Annotated in this window: 17 protein-coding genes; 8 read left to right on the top strand and 9 right to left on the bottom strand. The window is 68.4% G+C overall.

The window, feature by feature from the left end; all coding sequences use genetic code 11:
- Together NY1_RS40770 and NY1_RS40765 are read left to right on the top strand one after the other, a co-directional pair.
- The coding region (locus NY1_RS40770) for a chromate transporter (RefSeq protein ID WP_169815485.1) at nucleotides 1-691 on the top strand (691 nt) is incomplete at its 5' end.
- A 188-nt stretch (nucleotides 692-879) separates the two neighbouring features.
- The gene (locus NY1_RS40765; protein WP_067723292.1) at nucleotides 880-1,494 is read left to right on the top strand and encodes an alpha/beta hydrolase family protein; all 615 of its coding nucleotides are present in this window, start codon (nucleotides 880-882) and stop codon (nucleotides 1,492-1,494) included.
- A gap of 17 nt (nucleotides 1,495-1,511) precedes the next feature.
- Here the strand turns inward: NY1_RS40765 and NY1_RS40760 are convergent, their stop codons facing one another.
- Complete coding sequence (locus tag NY1_RS40760; protein WP_157762826.1) at nucleotides 1,512-1,895, bottom strand: hypothetical protein; 384 nt, start codon at nucleotides 1,893-1,895, stop codon at nucleotides 1,512-1,514.
- Nucleotides 1,896-2,216: 321 nt separating this feature from the next.
- On the opposite strand from NY1_RS40760, the gene NY1_RS40755 reads away from it, so the two are divergent.
- Together NY1_RS40755 and NY1_RS40750 are read left to right on the top strand one after the other, a co-directional pair.
- The gene (locus NY1_RS40755) at nucleotides 2,217-3,179 is read left to right on the top strand and encodes a cytochrome c oxidase assembly protein (protein ID WP_067723288.1); all 963 of its coding nucleotides are present in this window, start codon (nucleotides 2,217-2,219) and stop codon (nucleotides 3,177-3,179) included.
- Between the two features lie 68 nt (nucleotides 3,180-3,247).
- Nucleotides 3,248-3,649, top strand: coding sequence for an SgcJ/EcaC family oxidoreductase (locus tag NY1_RS40750; RefSeq protein WP_067723286.1), 402 nt, complete (start codon nucleotides 3,248-3,250; stop codon nucleotides 3,647-3,649).
- Nucleotides 3,650-3,653: 4 nt separating this feature from the next.
- On the opposite strand, the gene NY1_RS40745 is transcribed toward NY1_RS40750, so the two are convergent.
- From NY1_RS40745 to NY1_RS40725, 5 genes are all read right to left on the bottom strand, one after another.
- On the bottom strand, nucleotides 3,654-5,984 hold the full coding sequence (locus NY1_RS40745) for a galactose oxidase-like domain-containing protein (protein ID WP_067723284.1): 2,331 nt from the start codon (nucleotides 5,982-5,984) through the stop codon (nucleotides 3,654-3,656).
- Nucleotides 5,985-6,059: 75 nt separating this feature from the next.
- A complete protein-coding gene (locus tag NY1_RS40740) occupies nucleotides 6,060-7,256 on the bottom strand; it encodes a L,D-transpeptidase (RefSeq protein WP_067723282.1) in 1,197 nt (398 codons plus the stop codon).
- A 169-nt stretch (nucleotides 7,257-7,425) separates the two neighbouring features.
- The gene (locus NY1_RS40735; RefSeq protein ID WP_218028574.1) at nucleotides 7,426-8,592 is read right to left on the bottom strand and encodes an endonuclease/exonuclease/phosphatase family protein; all 1,167 of its coding nucleotides are present in this window, start codon (nucleotides 8,590-8,592) and stop codon (nucleotides 7,426-7,428) included.
- Between the two features lie 86 nt (nucleotides 8,593-8,678).
- Complete coding sequence (locus NY1_RS40730) at nucleotides 8,679-9,893, bottom strand: amidohydrolase (RefSeq protein ID WP_067723280.1); 1,215 nt, start codon at nucleotides 9,891-9,893, stop codon at nucleotides 8,679-8,681.
- Nucleotides 9,890-11,140, bottom strand: coding sequence for an MFS transporter (locus NY1_RS40725; RefSeq protein WP_067723278.1), 1,251 nt, complete (start codon nucleotides 11,138-11,140; stop codon nucleotides 9,890-9,892). The genes NY1_RS40730 and NY1_RS40725 overlap by 4 nt, the downstream gene beginning before the upstream one ends.
- Nucleotides 11,141-11,194: 54 nt before the next feature.
- On the opposite strand from NY1_RS40725, the gene NY1_RS40720 reads away from it, so the two are divergent.
- The 3 genes from NY1_RS40720 (at nucleotide 11,195) to NY1_RS40710 (ending at nucleotide 13,893) form a co-directional block, all read left to right on the top strand.
- The gene (locus tag NY1_RS40720; protein WP_067723296.1) at nucleotides 11,195-12,289 is read left to right on the top strand and encodes an Lrp/AsnC family transcriptional regulator; all 1,095 of its coding nucleotides are present in this window, start codon (nucleotides 11,195-11,197) and stop codon (nucleotides 12,287-12,289) included.
- Between the two features lie 64 nt (nucleotides 12,290-12,353).
- Nucleotides 12,354-13,055 (top strand): LmeA family phospholipid-binding protein, encoded by a 702-nt coding sequence (locus NY1_RS40715; protein WP_067723276.1) that lies wholly within the window; start codon nucleotides 12,354-12,356, stop codon nucleotides 13,053-13,055.
- Between the two features lie 85 nt (nucleotides 13,056-13,140).
- Nucleotides 13,141-13,893 (top strand): SDR family NAD(P)-dependent oxidoreductase, encoded by a 753-nt coding sequence (locus NY1_RS40710; protein ID WP_067723274.1) that lies wholly within the window; start codon nucleotides 13,141-13,143, stop codon nucleotides 13,891-13,893.
- A 7-nt stretch (nucleotides 13,894-13,900) separates the two neighbouring features.
- On the opposite strand, the gene NY1_RS40705 is transcribed toward NY1_RS40710, so the two are convergent.
- Complete coding sequence (locus NY1_RS40705) at nucleotides 13,901-14,347, bottom strand: hypothetical protein (RefSeq protein ID WP_067723271.1); 447 nt, start codon at nucleotides 14,345-14,347, stop codon at nucleotides 13,901-13,903.
- A gap of 100 nt (nucleotides 14,348-14,447) precedes the next feature.
- On the bottom strand, nucleotides 14,448-14,894 hold the full coding sequence (locus tag NY1_RS40700; protein WP_067723294.1) for a MarR family winged helix-turn-helix transcriptional regulator: 447 nt from the start codon (nucleotides 14,892-14,894) through the stop codon (nucleotides 14,448-14,450).
- Nucleotides 14,895-15,085: 191 nt separating this feature from the next.
- On the opposite strand from NY1_RS40700, the gene NY1_RS40695 reads away from it, so the two are divergent.
- The gene (locus NY1_RS40695) at nucleotides 15,086-15,505 is read left to right on the top strand and encodes a hypothetical protein (protein WP_067723269.1); all 420 of its coding nucleotides are present in this window, start codon (nucleotides 15,086-15,088) and stop codon (nucleotides 15,503-15,505) included.
- Here the strand turns inward: NY1_RS40695 and NY1_RS40690 are convergent.
- A complete protein-coding gene (locus NY1_RS40690) occupies nucleotides 15,495-16,703 on the bottom strand; it encodes a winged helix DNA-binding domain-containing protein (protein WP_067723268.1) in 1,209 nt (402 codons plus the stop codon). The genes NY1_RS40695 and NY1_RS40690 overlap by 11 nt on opposite strands.
- Between the last annotated feature and the right edge of the window lie 28 nt (nucleotides 16,704-16,731).

The following is a 16,731-nucleotide window of genomic DNA, read 5'->3' as shown; positions in this document are numbered from 1 at the left end:
GATCGCGGGCGGTGCGGCGGCCGCGCTGATCGGGCCGTGGCTGGTATTGGTGCTCATCGCAGCGGGATTGGCGGAGATCGTGGTGCGCGGCGCACTGCCCCGCCGCCCGGGCTCGGCGGCCGGTGCGATACCGCTCGCGGTCGGTGCACCCGCGCTGGGCGGGCTGGCGGCGGTCGGCTGGGTGGCCTTGAAGGTGGGCGCGCTGTCCTACGGCGGCGGGTTCGTGATCATCCCGCTCATGCAGTCAGACGCGGTCGACCACTATCACTGGATGAGCCCGGCCCAATTCCTCAATGCCGTTGCGCTGGGCCAGATCACACCCGGACCGGTGGTGCAGACCGTCGCCGTGGTCGGCTACGCGGCCGCGGGCCTGTCCGGCGGATTGTTCGCCGCCGCAGTCGCTTTCGCGCCCTCGTTCCTGTTCGTCATCTTCGGCGGCCGCCATTTCGACCGGCTGCGCGCGAATGTCGCCGTGCAGGCCTTCCTGTCCGGTGCGGGCCCCGCGGTCATCGGCGCGATCATCGGCTCCGCGATCCCGCTCGCCTTGGTCCTGCGGCACGGCTGGCAGTTCGCGGTGCTTGCGGCGGCGGCGATTTGGCTGCTGGCGGCGCGGCGCGGCGTGGTGAGCGCGCTGCTGGGCGCCGGCGGGCTGGGCGTGCTGGCGGCCCTGGCGGGACTTCCCATCGGCTGATCGGCGCCGGTTCGCCGAGATCACGCTGACGGGCAAGCCGATTCGCCTCTCCGACATTGCGTTACGGCAAACGGATTCGGGCCCTGTGTAACTGTTTCGACAGAAGTCAAGAACGCCAGCAACTTCTGGGTACATAGGGCGCAAGCCGGGCCGGACCCGGAGGCAAATAAATAAAGAAAGTTACGACCATGCGTAGAGCAACGGCGCTCTTCGCCGCATTATTGTTGGCCCTTCTCCTTTCCATCACTTCCGCGACCGGTCCGCAGGCTCAGGCCGATGACTGTACCGGTGTGTGGGCCATCGGAATCGGCGGTTTCGGGGACAACACCTCGTCGGTGTTCGCCCCGTTCGTCAATCAGCCCGTCGGATATACCTCCGCCAACCCGATGTCGGGGTATTACGAAATCGACCGGCTGTTCTGGCAGCATCGCGACCAGTGCCCGGGTGACCACATCAAGCTGATCGGTCACAGCGAGGGTGCGGGCATCCTGCACGCCTGGGTGACCAATCACCAGGACGCCGGCGATGCCAATGCCATTCTGCTGGCGGATCCCAAGCGGGCCGCGGGCCCGGGCTGGGCCGGTTTGTCCTCGACGCCCGGCAATCAGATCGTCGGCTATCCGCTTTCCGGAGTTGACGATTGGTTCGGCGGCTTCCCGACGCTGACCGTCTGCAACAGCGACGACCAGGTGTGTGACACTTCCGCAGGCTGGTGGGGCTACCTCTTCGGCGGCGCGCACACCCGCTACGATTTCAACGTCTGGGATTACGGCGATTGGGATTCCGGCGTCTGGTACCGGTAGTACACGAGTCATGGGGATCAGTAACCGAACGGTTCTGGTCCCCATTGGCTGAATCCATGCCCCATCGAACTACATACGGCCGCACCTTTGAAGGTGATCTGGCAGGTGGCCCCGGCATGGGTCACCCAGTACTGCGGATCGTAATGGTTGACGGCCGAAATCCGTTCCAGCGCCGGGTTTCCGCCCGGCAGCGTATGACTCCCATTGGAGTTCCACTGCGGATGCGCCGGCAGCGCGCTCGAATCGATCACTATCGCAGACACATTCGGCACCGGCACCTGCATTCCCACATACAGCACCTGCATCACCGAAGCGGGTCTCGCGAGATCGCATCCGACCGCGCCGTCCGCCCCGATCGAACAGTTCCAGTCGCCCATGGCGAAATACGCGGTGCCATCCACGACCACCGGTCCGCCCGGTGCGTCAGAGTGTGCGGCACCCGCCGCCCCGAACAGACACGCAACCATCCCGAATACTGTCCCGCAAACCCCAGCGGCGGTAACTTTCACGGCCCTGTGCACGGCATCTCCCTCGATGCGCCGATGACTCTCAGACCAAAACGGTCATAGAGAGAAACTATCACTTTACGGCGCAAAGGCAAGAAATCTGTAGAGGGGGCTTATGCAATAAATCAGCACGTCCGGGGGTGATTCCGGGGTGCGGCGCGACCTCATCTACTATTCGGATTAGTAGATGCCGGGGTTCGGGAGTGCGGAGGCTTGATGGAGATCGTCGCTGGATCGGTGCACCTGCCCTCGGCGCCGCCGTCGCCGGCCGCCATGTTCGGCTGGAATCCGCAGCCGCTGCCGCTGTTGCCGCTGGTGGGAATCGTCTTGGCGGGCTTGTACATCTGGGGCGTACGCCGGGTGCTGGCCGATGGCCGGGCCTGGCCGTGGTGGCGCACGGCGTGCTTCCTGACCGGTTGCGCGGTATTGGTGGCGGTCACCGGCCTGGCCATCGAAGGCTATGGATTCGAATTGTTCAGCGCCTTCATGTTTCAGCACCTGACCCTGTCGATTCTGATTCCGCCGCTGTGGGTGCTCGGTTCCCCGGGCGTGTTGTTATTGCGCGCCACCGCCCATCACGGCGCGGGACGAATCGTGTTGGGGGCCGCGCTGTCGGGCCTGCGCCGCCGGCCCGCTCGCGTCCTGCTGCATCCCGCGGTGACGGTGCCGCTGTTCCTGTTCAGCTATTACGGCGTCTACCTGACCCCGGTCCTGGACACCGTGGGCTCCTGGCTGGCAGGCCATCTCGCCCTGGAGGTCTTCTTCCTGCTGAGCGGTTTGCTCTTCATCGTCCCGGTGCTGTCGACCGGTCCGTTGCCGGTGCGCCAGACCAATCTGGGCCGCTTCTTCGACATTTTCGTGGAGATGCCGCTGCACGTGTTCATCGGCCTGGTGCTGATGATGTCGACCCTGCCCATGGTCGGCCTGTTCACCGATCCGCCCGCCGCCTGGGGCGTCGATCCGATTTCCGACCAGCACCTGGCCGGTGCGCTCGCGTGGTCCTACGGCGAGCCCGTCGCCCTGGTGGTGGTGACGGTCTTCGCCATGCGCTGGTATCGCGACGAACAGCGCGAAAACGCGGTCCGCGAACGCTTCCCGGTCCACGCCGACGCCGAGCTGGACGCCTACAACGCCTATCTGCGCGGCCTGCACACGAAATCACCGGGCGGGCGGCGATGAATCGGCGACGGTCCGCCGGTATGTACTCGTGAGCCGCTCGACGCGGCCGCGAACCCGAGGAGAGAACCATGTCCGACACCGCAGTGCACACCGACCGTGAGGCCGTTCTGGACGTCCTGAACAACCTCTACCGCGCGTGGGCCGCCAATGACGCGGAGGCGTTCGTCGCCGACTACGACCCGGAGGCGACGTCGATTCTGCGCGGCGTGCGCAATGAGGGCAGCGCGGCCACCCGCACGCATATGGCCGCGGGTTTCGCGGGCCCGCTGCGTGGTTCGACGACGATCGACGAACCGCAGTCGGTGCGTTTCCCGGCCCCCGATACCGCCGTCGTGGTGAGCCGCAGCGCCGTGGTGATGGCGGGCGAGGGCGAACCGCCCGCCGATCGTTGGGTGCTGGCGACCTGGACCCTGGTCCGGCGTGACGGGCGGTGGCTGATCACCGCCTATCACAACTGCCCGGAGCAGTAGCGGGTCAGTTCAAGCGCACCCACTGTCCGGTGGACGGCACGCCGTTGCCGTCCACCACGAACAGCAGATACCAGCCGGGCGGGGCCAGCGCCGGATTGCCCGGCATGGTGAAGGTGAGCGAATTCGCTGCGGGAGTGGTGAATTCGAGATCGATGAGCCGCTGCTCGTTGTCGCAGGAGTGGGTGCACGCGCCGGGATGGAACAGCGAGGCCTCGCGGATCGGGGTGTCGGTGACGGCGGTGAGGGTGCCGCCGTAGCCGACGGTGCTCGCCCCGAGCGCGAGGCCGGGCCGCGGTCCTCGGAAAAGGTAGGCGGGCCAATAGATTTCGATCCGGAGCTCTTCGGTCTTGCGCGCCGGATTGGAACCCGCCGTGATCACCTTGCCGTCGGGGGTGAGCAGCGCGATGGAATGGTAGAGCCGGGGCACGCGGCACGGTGCGGTGTGCATCCACATCCCGGTGGCGGGGTCGAAGATCTCGGCGTGCGCCGGTGCGGCGTGCGCCATTTCCTCCATGCCCGAACCGCCGGTGGCCAATACGGTGCGATCGGGCAGCAGTACGGCGCTCAGGTGCATGCGGGCATGGTCCATCGGCGGCGCGGCCACGTATTCCGGATTCGCGGCGGTGGTAACGACGATCCGGGCGTCGGCGAGAGCCGGTGCGGGACTGTGCATGTCGAAGCCGCCGCCGCCGAGCAACATGACCCGCTGATCCTGCGCGGGCGGCAGCAGCAGACTGGCGGCTTGATTGCGGGACCCCGGATCGGTGAGGCCGCCGACCTCGGTGGTGGCCCCGGTGACCGGATCCCAGATGGACGGCCGCATACCGTTATTGCCGCCGTATTGGCCGCCGGTGTAGAACAGCCGTCCGTCGGCGAGCAGCACCAAATGGCCGTACATGGGTATGGGGCCGGGCACGGGCAGCGTGGACCAGGTCCGGGTCTCCGGATCGAACAGCTCCGGCACCACCGACAGGAAATTGTCGGCGCCCAGCCCGGACACCGCCACCACCTTGCCGTCCGGCAGCGCCGCCAGCGACGGATACCAGCGCCCGAATGCCATGTCCGGCACCCGATTCCAGGTCAGGTCGGCCGGATCGAAGATGAGGGCGTCGCGCAGGCCGTAGAAGGGGTCGTAGCGTTCGGTGCCGCCCGCCGCGAGCAGCCGGCCGTCGGGCAGGAAGGCCTGGCCGACGCAGAACAGGTCGATGGGCGTGCTCGGCGCGTCCAGGCCCGGGCGCGGGTAATGCCAGACCCGCGTACGGAATTCGTGCGCGTCGTGCCGGTCCGGATCGTTCCCGGAGCCCGCGAAGAACAGCACGTCACCGGTGTGCAGCAGGGCGGCGTGCACCGGATTGATCTCGGTGTCGAAGTCGAGGATCCGCCACACCCCCAGATGCGCGGCGTGCATGAGATCGGTTTCCAGTTCGAGGACCCGCAGATACCCGGCATTGCGTCCCTCGGGGGCGTCGATGGTGCACACCGCCAGCTCCGGCCGCGCCCCGCCGGTGTCGAGCAGAGCCGTTGCCGCGCCCTGGTTTTCGGTGAACCCCCACGGCAGCACCGTCCAGGCGCTCCAGCCGTCGAGTGCGTGCCCGGACCCGTCCAGTCCCCAGCCGATGGTGTACACCCCGGAGTTGGCGCCGCCGGGATTGTCGACCCCGAACACCACCAGTTCGGGCCGGCCGTCACCGTCGAGGTCGGCGGCCGTGATGCCCGCGCCCTGGTTCTCCCACCCGTACCAGTCCGGTACCGCCACCCACGGCGTCCACGCGCCGACGGTCCCGTCCGCCCGGATGTCCTTGGCCAGCCGGAATTGCCCGGTATTCGGGCCGGGCGGATTGTCGACGGTCAGCACCACCAGCACGTCCTGCCCGTCGATCCGGGTCAGGCAGATGTCCGCGCCCTGGTTCTCCCAGCCGAACCAGTCGGGCACCGCGAGCCACGGCGTCCAGCCGCCGGTCACGGCGCCGTCCGCGGCCAGGTCCCGGCCGATCCGGTAGTACCCCTGGTTCTGGCCGGGCGGGTTGTCCACCACGAACACCACCAGATCGAGCCGCCCGTTGCCGCTCAGGTCCGCGAGCGCGACCCCGCCGCCCTGGTTCTCCCAGCCGAACCAGTCCGGCACGGTGAGCCACGGCCCCCAGTCCCGGACCGACCCATCGGCCGCGAATCCATTGCCCACCCGGTACAGTCCCGCGTTCTGCCCGGCCGGGTCGTCGACCATGAGCACCAGCACATCCGGTGCGCCGTCGCCGTCGATATCGCCGACGGCTATCCCGCAGTCCTGGTTCTCCCACGCGGGCCAGCCGGGCACCGCCACGAATTCACCTGCCACGCCTAGATCGTCGTCCCTCGGCGATGATCTCGCCCGCCGATCGGCGAGGTTGTCCGCCGATGTCCGCGCGCCGGGTCAGGCGCGGGCGCTGCCGCGCAGCCAATCCGGCCACGGCATGCTCCAGTCGCCGTTCTGCCAGATGTCGAGGGGTTCGCCGCCGGTATTGCGCACCTCCACCACGTCACCGGTGCCGATGAAGTCGTAGAACCAGGCGGCATCGGCGGGGGACAGGTTCAGGCAGCCGTGCGAGACGTTCGTATTGCCTTGCGCCCACATGCTTTCCGCCAGCGCGTGCACGAAGATGCCGTCATGGCTGATGCGCACCGCGTGATCGATGCTGGTCTTGTAGCCGAGCCGCGAATTCACCGGCAGCCCATAGCTGGAGGAATCCATGATGACCGGGTTCTGCCGGTCCAGCACCGTATAGGTGCCCGGCCGGGTCCAGAACGAGAGCAGCCGCCCGCCCACCACAGCCGAACCGCCCATGCCCATCGAAGTGGGCATGGTGCGCACCAGGTTCCCGTTCTCGAAAACGTCGATCATCTTGGTGTTGTCGTCGGCGATGGCCACCCGCGCGGGCCCGATCAGCACCGATACCCGCTGATCCCGCAGCCCGTACGCGCCGCCGCCGAGCGCGACGCCGAACAGTTCGGCCGCCACCGTGACCCGGGAGCCCGCCGCGTAGTACCGTTCCGGCCGCCAGTGCGCGTTCTGATCGTCGAGCCAGAACCAGGAGCCCGGCACCGCCGGTTCGGTGATCACCTTCAGATGGGTTTCCGCCGCCACCCGGTCCACAGGCTCGGCGAAATGCGCCACCAGCACCAAACCCACACCATACGTGTCGTTTTCGGCGAGTTCGACCATGGTCGCCGAGCGCAGCGAGACATCGACGAGCCGATCCGGCACGACGGTCGCGCAGTTCGCGGTCGCGGTGATGTCGCCGGTTTCGCCGTGCGCCACGGCTTTCGCGGTGTAGGTGTGGCCGTAGCCGAGCGGTTCGGCGGAGGTCCAGGTCCGCTGATCGGCGCTCAGCGCACCCGGCAGCGCCCGCCCGGTTTCGTCGATCCACTCCACACTGCGCAGGGCGCCGTCGGTGACCGTGACCCGGCCCGGCTGCCGCGCATCCACATCGCGGCCGTCGAGGGCCGGTTCGAAACGGAGCACGGCCGGTGTGGGCGGCGGCGCGGGTTCCCGGTCGCGCCCGCATCCGGCGAGGGTGAGCCCGCCCGCTCCCGCCAAGCCGATCAGCAGCTCCCGACGTCTCAAACCCACCGCACGTCCCCTTTCGCCTGCCCGACGGCCACGGTCAGCATGCTTTCGGCACGCGCATCCGACACGCCGACAAGCCTGATCGCCACCGATCCGTCGCAGAACCGACACCGGATAGATTCGTTTCCCACCGCGGCCCGGATCGCGCTCGCCGGTGTGTCCGGCGGCCGGGTCAGCCGATATCGAGGTCGGCGTAGACGGCGGCGTGGTCCGAGGCCGCCTGCTCCGGTCCGGAGATGGTGTCGAAGTGCGGGAACAGGGTGCCGTGCACCCCGCCCCACACCCCCTTGCGGAAGATGGCCCCGCCGCTGGCTCGCGCGAACAGGCTGGGCGACAACAGGATGTAGTCGATCTTCTGGCGTGCGGTGCCATTGCCGAGGGTGCCCGGGCGGCCGCCGTCGTCGAAGCCCGGCGCCGCACTGATATCGGTGAGGTCGGTGGCGTCCAGCAGTGGTTTCAGTGCGTCGCTGTCGGGGGTGTCGTTGAAATCGCCCAGCACCACCACGTGCTCGACGCCCTCGTCCCGCAGCCGCCGGTAGATCTCGGCCACCCGCGCGGCCTGCTTCTTGCGGCGTTTGTCGCTGCTGGACTGGTGCCCGCCGAACTTGCTCTTGAGATGGTTCACCAGCAGCACGAACGGCTGCCCGGCCAGCCCGCTGCCGGCGGGGAACTGGAAACGGTACTCGGGGCAGTCGCGGCTGAAGATGCGATTGTCGAGGGGGCCGTCGTCCACGTGCGAGCGAATATCCCGCAATGGGTAGCGGCCGGTGGAGATCACGCCGACGTCGATGCCGCGCTTGTCATTGCCGTCGATGAGCATGACGTGCGGATAGCGCGGCTCGCCCTTCTCGTCGCGGATCAGCGTGAACCCGAAGCGCTGCAGCGTATTCCGGTCCTCGGCCTCTACCACGCCGACGATATCGGCGCCGATCTCGGTGAACACCCGGGCGGTATTGCTCATGGCGGCCGAATCGACGCGGTCCTTGATCAGCTCGACCCAGCCGACCCAGTCCTGGCGGCCCTCGGCCACCACGATCACGTCGTCGGCGGTGCCGCCCTGCGGTTTCTTCAGCAGTTTGCCGCGGATCCGGCGCATGACGGCGAAGGTGTCCTCCCGGGTCGCGTCGCCGTCGTCGAGCAGCAGATCCAGGACTTTCAGCAGGCGCAGGATCTCGGCCTTGTCGGCGGGGGAATAGATCTCGTGCTCGAAGATCTCGTTGACCCTGGCGTAGGCGTCGAGCACCGGATCGGCGATACCGGGCGGCGCGCCGAGCACCCGGGCCCGGGCGAAGAGGTTCTCCACATTGAAGGAGGCGATTCGAATGCGGTTGGTAGCCATGGCAGCGCTCCACCGGTCGCAGTGCTCGAGCGTGATCGCTCGAGACCAGTCTGGCACCGCCACGGCAGCGGCGAGCGAGTAGTGAGCTACTCGAATTGGGCGCGGGCCGCGGTCACCAGGGCGCGGACGGCGGGCGGCAGCGTCTGCTCCGGATCCGGGGCGAAACGCGGGGAGTGATTGGCCGGGAAGCGTTCCGGCAGCAGATGCTCGGTGAGCATGAGCTGCTGATCGGCCTCGGTGAAGCGGGCCGGGTCGATGCCGCCGATATGCCAGAACACCGACGGGCAGCCCGCCGCCGTGCCGAACAGGCCGAAATCCTCGCTGCCGGTGAGCGGATTGGGCAGCGGCAGGGTCGGCACGCCGCCCGCGGTGAGGGTCGCGATCAGGCGTTCGGTGGCGTCGGGGGTGTTCACGGTGACCGGGAACGGATCGTAGAACTCGACTTTCGGCGGCTGCGGGGCGCCCGCGGCCTCGGCTTCGGCGGCGCTGACGCGTTCGACGGCATCGAGCATGCGGCGGCGGGTGGAGTCGGAGAAGGTGCGCAGGGTCAGCAGCAGTTCCGCGGATTCGGCGATGATGTTCGGCCGGGTGCCCACGTGCAGTGCGCCTGGGGTGAGAATCGGCGAATTCGGCAGCGAGGACTGCTGGGCGGCAAGGGTTTGCAGGCGCAGCACCAGCGACGCGGCCATGACCAGCGGATTGACGGCGGCGTGCGGCATGGAGCCGTGACCGCCGGAACCGGTGAGCAGCACCCGGATCGAATCGGAGGCGGCCATCAGGACGCCGCCGCGGGTGACGGCCAGACCGGCGGGCATCGGGCCGACATGCTGGCCCAGCACGATGCCCGGGGCCGGGAAGCGTTCCAGCAGGCCGTCGTTCAACATGCCCTGCGCACCCGCGCCGGTCTCCTCGGCGGGCTGGAAGACCGCGACCACGGTGCCGGGCAGGGCGGGGCCGGCGGCCAATTCGGCGCAGGCGGCCAGCAGCGCGGTCACGTGCACGTCGTGGCCGCAGGCGTGCATGACGCCGGCGGTTTCCGAGGCGTAGTCCAGGTCCGTCTGCTCCTGCACGGGGAGCGCGTCCATATCGGCGCGCAACCAGACCACCGGGCCGGGGCCGCCGTGCAGGACGGCCACCACGCCGGTGCCGCCGACGCCCGGGGTGACGTCCCAGCCCGGCATGGCGCGCAGTTCGTCGGCGACCAATCGCGCGGTGGCGTGCTCCTGGCCGGAAAGCTCGGGGTGCGCGTGCAGGTGGCGATACACCTGCTGCCAGTGCGCGTCCGGGGTCGGCTGGTTCATGAGGTGATCTCCTTCGCGGTGGCGGGAATGGCGTCGGCGGGCAGGGGAGTTCGTGCGGTGACGGCGGCGCGGAAGGCCTCGGCGGACTGCGGCACCAGGAACGCGGCCACGATCGCCACCAGCGGTCCGAGGGCCATCACCTCGAAAGCCGTGGTGTAGGAGACGTGATCGGTGACCACGCCGAACGCCAGCGGGCTGAGCACGCCCGCCAGCTGTCCGCCGAAGATGATCACGCCGGTGGCCACGCCCAGAAAACTACTGGGCAGGGCGCGCAGGGGTACCGCGAACGCGGGCATGTAGCAGAGCGACGCCACCAGTCCCATGACCGAGGCGGTCACGATGAACAGCGGGAACGATTGCACGCGCGGCAACAGGAACAGCAGGGCGACCACGACGGTCATGGCGGGCGCGACGATCAGCCGGGCCCGTCCGCCCAGCCGATCCGACAGCCGCGCACCCAGCACCACGCCCACCGCACCGGCGGCGGTCGACGGCAGCGACGCCCACGCGATCACACTCATCTCTATACCGCGTACCTCGTGCAGGTAGGTGGGAGACCACGCGGTCACACCCCACACCAGCACGTCGTAGCCGAAGAACATGGCCGCGAAACCCAGCAGCGCGGGGGAGCGCAGCACGGCGCGGCGGGCGGCGGGATCCAGTAGCGGGGCCGCGAGTTCGTTGTGCGGCAACGGTTCCGGCATCCAGCGCCGCCACGCCAGCACCACGGCCACGCCCAGCAGCGAGATGACCGCGAACATGACGCGCCAGCCCGCGGCCGGCAGCAGCACCGCCGCGATCACCGACGCGAACAGGATGCCCACCGCATTCGAGGAGTTCACCCAGCCCGAGGCCGTGGTGCGCTGCTCCGGCGCGGTGCGCTCCGACAGCGCTTTCAGCGCGGCCGCCGGGAACACCCCCTGCACCAGCCCGAACAGGAATCGCATGGCCAGCAGCACGCTGAAAGACCAAGCCAGCGCGGTCAATCCGGTGAACACCGACCAGGCCAGCAGTCCGATGCCGCCCACGGTGAGCGCCCCGAACCGGTCCGCGAGCAGCCCGCCCGGCACCTGCATGCCCGCGTAGGCGAGGAAGAACACCGACACCAGCAGGCCCTGCCGGGTGTGGTCGAGCCCGAGATCGTCGCCGATCGCGGGCAGCGCGAAATTGATGACGATGCGATCGATGTAATCCACCACCCATGCCGCGAACAGCAGCAGGACGGTGATCCGGGTGGTGCGCGGCATCGGCTGGCGAACCCTTTCGCGGCGGGGTGCGTAACTCGTGCCACAATGACCGCCATGCCGCATGAGTCCGCGGATTCGCCGGATATCGGCATTCCCGACATCGATCCGCCGGAATCCGCCATACCGGTGTTCGGGGAGCGTGATCTGGATCTGGTGAACGCTCTGCAGATCAATCCCCGCGCGCCCTGGGGCCGCATCGGTGTTTCCCTCGGCATGGACGCCACCACCGCGGCCCGCCGCTGGCGCCGGCTGACCGAGAGCGGGCTGGCCTGGCTCACCGCCTACGCGCCGGAATTCGCCACGGTCGCCTACATTCGCCTGCACTGCCGCACCGAGGCCATCGCCGAGATCTCCGGCCGCGTGTGCGCCTGGCCGTGGGTCGTCAGCGTCGAACGCATCACCGGCCATTACGCGCTGCAACTCACCGTCGCCCTCGAAAACCCCGGCGCCCTGGACGGTTTCGTCACCGGAGCGCTGGCCGCCCTGCCCGGCGTGCTCGCCGTGCGGCCCGCGATCGGCCTGCACACCTACCTCGAAGGCAGCCACTGGCGGCCCCAGGCGCTCGACCCCGCCCAGCGCACCCTGCTCACCGACGCGCCCGATCGCTCCCGACCGGCCTCCACCCGCCGCCCCGGCGATCTGGAGCTGTTGCTCGCGCTCGGCCCCGACGCCCGCCGTACCAATACCGACCTGGCGGCGGACACCGGGCTCACCGAATCCACGGTGCGCCGCCGCATCACCGAGATGACCCGCTCGCAGCGCCTGCTCTTCCGCTGCGATTTCGCCGAGGCGCACGCCGGCTGGTCGGTCATCATGACCTATCGGGCCAGCCTGCCCGCCCATGATCTCGACACCGTCACCGCGGCCTTGCGCGGCTGGCCGGAAATCCGGCTCTGTGTGGCGACCGCCGACGACGAATCCAACCTGCTGCTCATCACCTGGCTGCGCACGCCCGCCGAATCCCTGCACACCGAAACCCGCCTCCACCGATCCTTTCCCCACCTGCGCATCACCGAACGCCAGTTGACCCTGCGCACGCTCAAACGCATGGGCCGTCTCCTGAATCCCGCCGGCCTGGCCACCACGCACGTCCCCTTCGGGCTCTGGACCGCGACCGGCGGCTTCCGTCCCGGGGCGGCGAACTCCTGACCGAATCGGGTGGCGGGCCGGGTCGCGGACGCCCGGCGGCGCGATCGCACAGCATGATGGGGTTATGCGCGGATTGCTGATTTTCCTGGTCGTGGTCGGGATCGCACTGGTCGTGGGGGACCGGGTGGGAGTGGTGGCGGCGCAGAACGAGATCGGGCGGAAGATCGCGGAGGAGTACGGGCTCGCGCAGCAGCCGAGCGTGACGATCGGCGGGTTTCCGTTCCTGACGCAGGCTTTCGACGGGAAGTACGAGGACATCGAGGTGCGGGCGGACGAGTGGAGTGATCAGGGGATGTCGGTACGGGATCTGCGGGTGAAGCTGACGGGGGTGTCGGCTCCGCTGGGGGATCTGGTGCAGAGCCGCACTTCGAATATCGAGGCCGCCGATGCGACGGCGACCGCGCTGGTGCCCTACGAGACGGTCAAGGGTTATGCGCCTTCGGGCGTGGAGTCGATCTCCGACAGCCCGGAGGGACTGCGGGTCACCGGGAAGTTCGAGGTGGAGGGGATTCCGGTGCCGGTGCCCGCGACGGTGGTGGTGACGGTGAATCCGACCGTCGGCGGGATCGAGGTGGTGCCGGTGTCGGTGCAGTCGACCATGGGCGGGCCGACGATTTCCCTGGCGTGGTTGCGGGAATCGCTCACCTTCACGGTGCCCTTGCAGAAGCTGCCGCTCGGTGCGCAATTGACGTCCATCGCACCGAGCGCGGACGGATTGCTGGTGACGGCCGTCGCGCACAATGTGCGGTTCTCGGACCTGCCGTAGTCCGGGCTCTCACCGCCCCGGCTATGTTGGATCCGGTTGCACGGGCGGCGGTTTCGTGGCCGGCCGGGGAGGAATGGAGACGGGTATGACTGGCGCTGAGGCCGGGCGTTTCGAGGGCCGGGTGGCCGTGGTGACGGGAGCCTCGTCGGGGCTGGGAGCCGCCGTGGCGCGGACGCTGAGCGCGGGCGGGGCCCGGGTGTTCGGGGTGGGGCGGGACGAGCAGCGGCTCGACACCGCCCTCGTCGGTACGGAAAGCGCTTGGCTGGCAGCGGATCTCGCCGATCCGAGCGCCGGGGACGAGATCGTCCGGGTGTGTGCCGAGCGGTTCGGCGGGATCGACATCCTGGTCAATGCGGCGGGTGCGCACACCATGCGGCACACCGGGGAAGTCACCGACGCGGAATGGCAGCGCGATCTCGCGGTGAATCTGAGTGCGCCGTTCTTCCTGTCGCGGGCGGCCCTGCCCTTCCTGCTCGCGGTGGGCGGCTGCATCGTCAATGTCGCCTCGATCGCCGGGCTCGAGGGGCAGGCGTATTCGGCGGGATACTGCGCGGCCAAACACGGGCTGATCGGGCTCACCCGGGCCATGGCGCTCGAATTCGACGGCAAGGGAATTCGGGTGAACGCCGTATGCCCCGGCGGGATGACGACGCCGCTGCTCGAGAACTTCACGTTCCCGGCGGACCCCGACTACACGCTGATCATGAAGACCGCCACCGCGCGCGGACTGATGGATCCGCAGCAGGTCGCGAATGTGATCGCGTTCCTGTGCTCCCCGGAAGCCTCGGCCGTGCACGGCGCGGTCTACACCGTCGACAATGGAAAGATGGCGCTCTGAACAAGATTCAGTGCGCGCCGGGGCGGACGATCATGAGCACGACCACCACCGCCCACAGCAGGTTGTAGATGCCCGCCAGCATCGACAGCTGACGCAGGCGCTGGCCTTCGTCCGGCTGATCCAGGGCCTGCTTCTGGATCGGGTGGATGAAGGCCGCCAGCAGCCCGCCCGCGATGAAGGTGAGCGCCATGGCGACGGTGATCCAGATTTCGCCCATCCGGCCCTGCACCGCCGCCAGCGCGATGCCCACCACCGGCACGATCAGCGCCAGCACCGCGTAACTGCCGGTGATCCGGTGAAATGCCTTGGCCACCGCCACATTTCGCACTTCCCCGGCCTGCTCCGCGGTCTCCGCCACCGGCGCGTAGCGGGGAAACAGGCTCGCGGCCACCGCGGACCCGCCCACGAAGACGATCGCGGCCAGCACATGAATCGACAGCAGTGCGCTCTGCATTGCTCTTCCTCCCACCTTCAGTCTGACTGAAGCATAGCCCTAAGCTTCAATCCAGCTGAAGGTTGTGGGAAAGTTCACCGCGACATCGAAAACCGCTGTATCAGGACGCGTTCCGCCCCGTGTACGCGGCCACCACCGCCGCCCCGATCTGCCGCAGCACCGCATCCCCCGCGGCCCCGAACAGCCGCTCGTCCACCTCCGCGACCACCGCCTCGGCCGCCCGCAGCAAGCGCCCGCCCTTGGCCGTCAGCTCGATATTCGACGCCGACCCCGCCCGCGCCGTCCGATCCCGCACCAGCCCGTCGGCCACCATCGCCTTCACCCCCGTATGCACGCTCTGCACACTGATCCCGCCCATCCGCGCCAGTTCACTGAACGAAATCCCCGGCACACTCGCGATATGCCCGAGCAGCGCCAGCCGCGCCACCGTCAGATTCAGCCCCGCCAGCGCCGCCCCGAGTTCGGCTTCGACACGATGCGCCAAGGTCAGCACGAGGACGGAAGCGCTGGCCGGCGGCGGCACGGGACGATCGTTGACGGTACTCACCCGCCCATTTTCCAGCACCGGTCTCCAAGGCCGATTTCGAGTACTCCGGACAGCTGGAAAAGCACGACGCGATGAGCAAGGCCGAATCGATTGCGCGGCGGGTGGTCCGATACCCGCGTGTCGTCTTCCCGTAACGCCGACACTGATTTTCATGCGCCGTTCCTGACGCAATTCATCAGTTCTCTGGGGAGATGATCGACATGATCAACCTGATCCGGAATCGGAAGCCGGCCCTCACCGCTCTGCTCTGCGCCGCGGCGGCGGCCCTGCTGTGGACCGCTCCCGGCGCTTCGGCCTACGTCACCAGCGTGGCCGTGTCCTCCGGCAGCAGCATCAATCTGGGTGGCGGGAACTACGGCACCAACTGCTCGTACACCGTGACGGTGAACGGCAGCCCGAACGAGTACGTGTGGCTCTACGACAGCGCCACCGCCACTTTCGGCACCCAGCAGTTCTCCCTCGGCTCCGGCGGCACCGGCACCTCCAGCTGGACCCCCACCTCCACCGGCACCCACTACATCCAGGCCTGGACCTACAACGGTTCCCAATGGGCGGTCGTACAGGTGGGCACCGGCATCAACCTCGGCAGCGCCTGCGTGGTCAGCTCGTAACGACCTGAACCGTTTTCGCCCCGCGCAATTCCGCCAACTGCTCTGCTTCGGCCCGGAGTTGCTTGCGCAGCGCGGGTTTCAGCGGCCGGAATGTGGTGATCGTCAGGGCCAGCGCGCTATTGGTCTTGCGCGGCCGCCAGATTCCGGCCAGCTCGCCATCGGCCAAGATGGTGCCCGGGGCTCCGACCGTTTTCCAGATTTCGCGATGGTGCTTCTTGTCGATGAGGGTTTCGCGGTCACGGGACTGGATGTAGGGGTCGCCGGGTGGGAGGAGGCGGAGTCCGTGTGACGGCGGGGAACAAGTCAAGGCATCGAGATCATCGGTGTGGATCCAGGTCCGGTTGCCCGCGAATTCGATTGGGGTGAGCTCGTTTTCGAGGCTGTTCCACCACGGATCGACGTCGCCGGTGGAGACGCCGAGCCAGGCGGCGAAATCCTTGCGGGTGGACGGGCCGTAGCAATGGAGGTAGCGGCGCAGCAGTGCGGCGCGGGCGGTTTCCGGATCGAGTTGCGGTGGTGGTGCCCCGAGCCATTCCTCGACGAGGACGAACGGGGACTTGTTGCCGGTGCGTTCCGCGAAGCAGATCAGGCCGCGGAGGGTGAGGATCCGCAGGCAGAAATGCACGACACCTTCGCCGAGCGGTTGGCCGGCGGCGTAGGGACCCGGCGCCTGCCACGTCTTGCGTTGGGCGGGCGACAGTTTCGGGGCGATGCGGTCGGCGAGTTCCTGGCCGAGTTCATTGATCGCGAGTCGGCGGCCCGACAGTACGGCGTCGATCTCGGCGGCGGTGTGATCGACGGCTTCGTCCAGGCTCAGCCCGAGTTCGGCCAGGGCCGGGTCTACGCCGGTGATGAGGTGCACGCGTGCTTTTTCGGTGGGCGGGAGTACGCCGGTCGTGAAGATCGGGGTGTCGGCGGTGGGAAATAGATACGGTGAACCGCGCATGCACCACGTTTGCAGGAGCGTCTTGTCCGCGCCGATCAACGCGTCGAAGTGGCCCGGCGTGACGCCTTCTACCCGGGCGTGCAGCGCCAGGAGCGCGGAACCGGGTGGGCTGTTCTGGATTCCGCAGGCGCCCGCCACGTCGAGCAGCGCGTCGAGGGGTTGACGCCGGGTGAGGTGGTGGGCGTGCAATCGGAACGCTCGCACGGCGTCCGCGGATACCTCGACGGTGGCGCCGGACTTTCGACCTGTCACTGATCGCCTCCCAGGAACGGGTTCGATT

This window comes from Nocardia yamanashiensis NBRC 100130, assembly GCF_001613325.1.
Classification (GTDB): domain Bacteria; phylum Actinomycetota; class Actinomycetes; order Mycobacteriales; family Mycobacteriaceae; genus Nocardia; species Nocardia yamanashiensis.
The sequence above is the reverse complement of the archived record's forward strand: the minus strand, read 5'-3'. Positions and strand labels throughout refer to the sequence as shown.

What these genes read in the sequence shown, in the direction of transcription:
- NY1_RS40750 (WP_067723286.1), top strand. Translation starts at nt 3,248, where the DNA reads ATGTCCGACACCGCAGTGCACACCGACCGTGAGGCCGTTCTGGACGTC.
- NY1_RS40695 (WP_067723269.1), top strand. Translation starts at nt 15,086, where the DNA reads ATGATCGACATGATCAACCTGATCCGGAATCGGAAGCCGGCCCTCACC.
- NY1_RS40705 (WP_067723271.1), bottom strand. Translation starts at nt 14,347, where the DNA reads ATGCAGAGCGCACTGCTGTCGATTCATGTGCTGGCCGCGATCGTCTTC.
- NY1_RS40730 (WP_067723280.1), bottom strand. Translation starts at nt 9,893, where the DNA reads ATGAACCAGCCGACCCCGGACGCGCACTGGCAGCAGGTGTATCGCCAC.
- NY1_RS40765 (WP_067723292.1), top strand. Translation starts at nt 880, where the DNA reads ATGCGTAGAGCAACGGCGCTCTTCGCCGCATTATTGTTGGCCCTTCTC.
- NY1_RS40755 (WP_067723288.1), top strand. Translation starts at nt 2,217, where the DNA reads ATGGAGATCGTCGCTGGATCGGTGCACCTGCCCTCGGCGCCGCCGTCG.
- NY1_RS40710 (WP_067723274.1), top strand. Translation starts at nt 13,141, where the DNA reads ATGACTGGCGCTGAGGCCGGGCGTTTCGAGGGCCGGGTGGCCGTGGTG.
- NY1_RS40715 (WP_067723276.1), top strand. Translation starts at nt 12,354, where the DNA reads ATGCGCGGATTGCTGATTTTCCTGGTCGTGGTCGGGATCGCACTGGTC.
- NY1_RS40735 (WP_218028574.1), bottom strand. Translation starts at nt 8,592, where the DNA reads ATGGCTACCAACCGCATTCGAATCGCCTCCTTCAATGTGGAGAACCTC.
- NY1_RS40725 (WP_067723278.1), bottom strand. Translation starts at nt 11,140, where the DNA reads ATGCCGCGCACCACCCGGATCACCGTCCTGCTGCTGTTCGCGGCATGG.
- NY1_RS40720 (WP_067723296.1), top strand. Translation starts at nt 11,195, where the DNA reads ATGCCGCATGAGTCCGCGGATTCGCCGGATATCGGCATTCCCGACATC.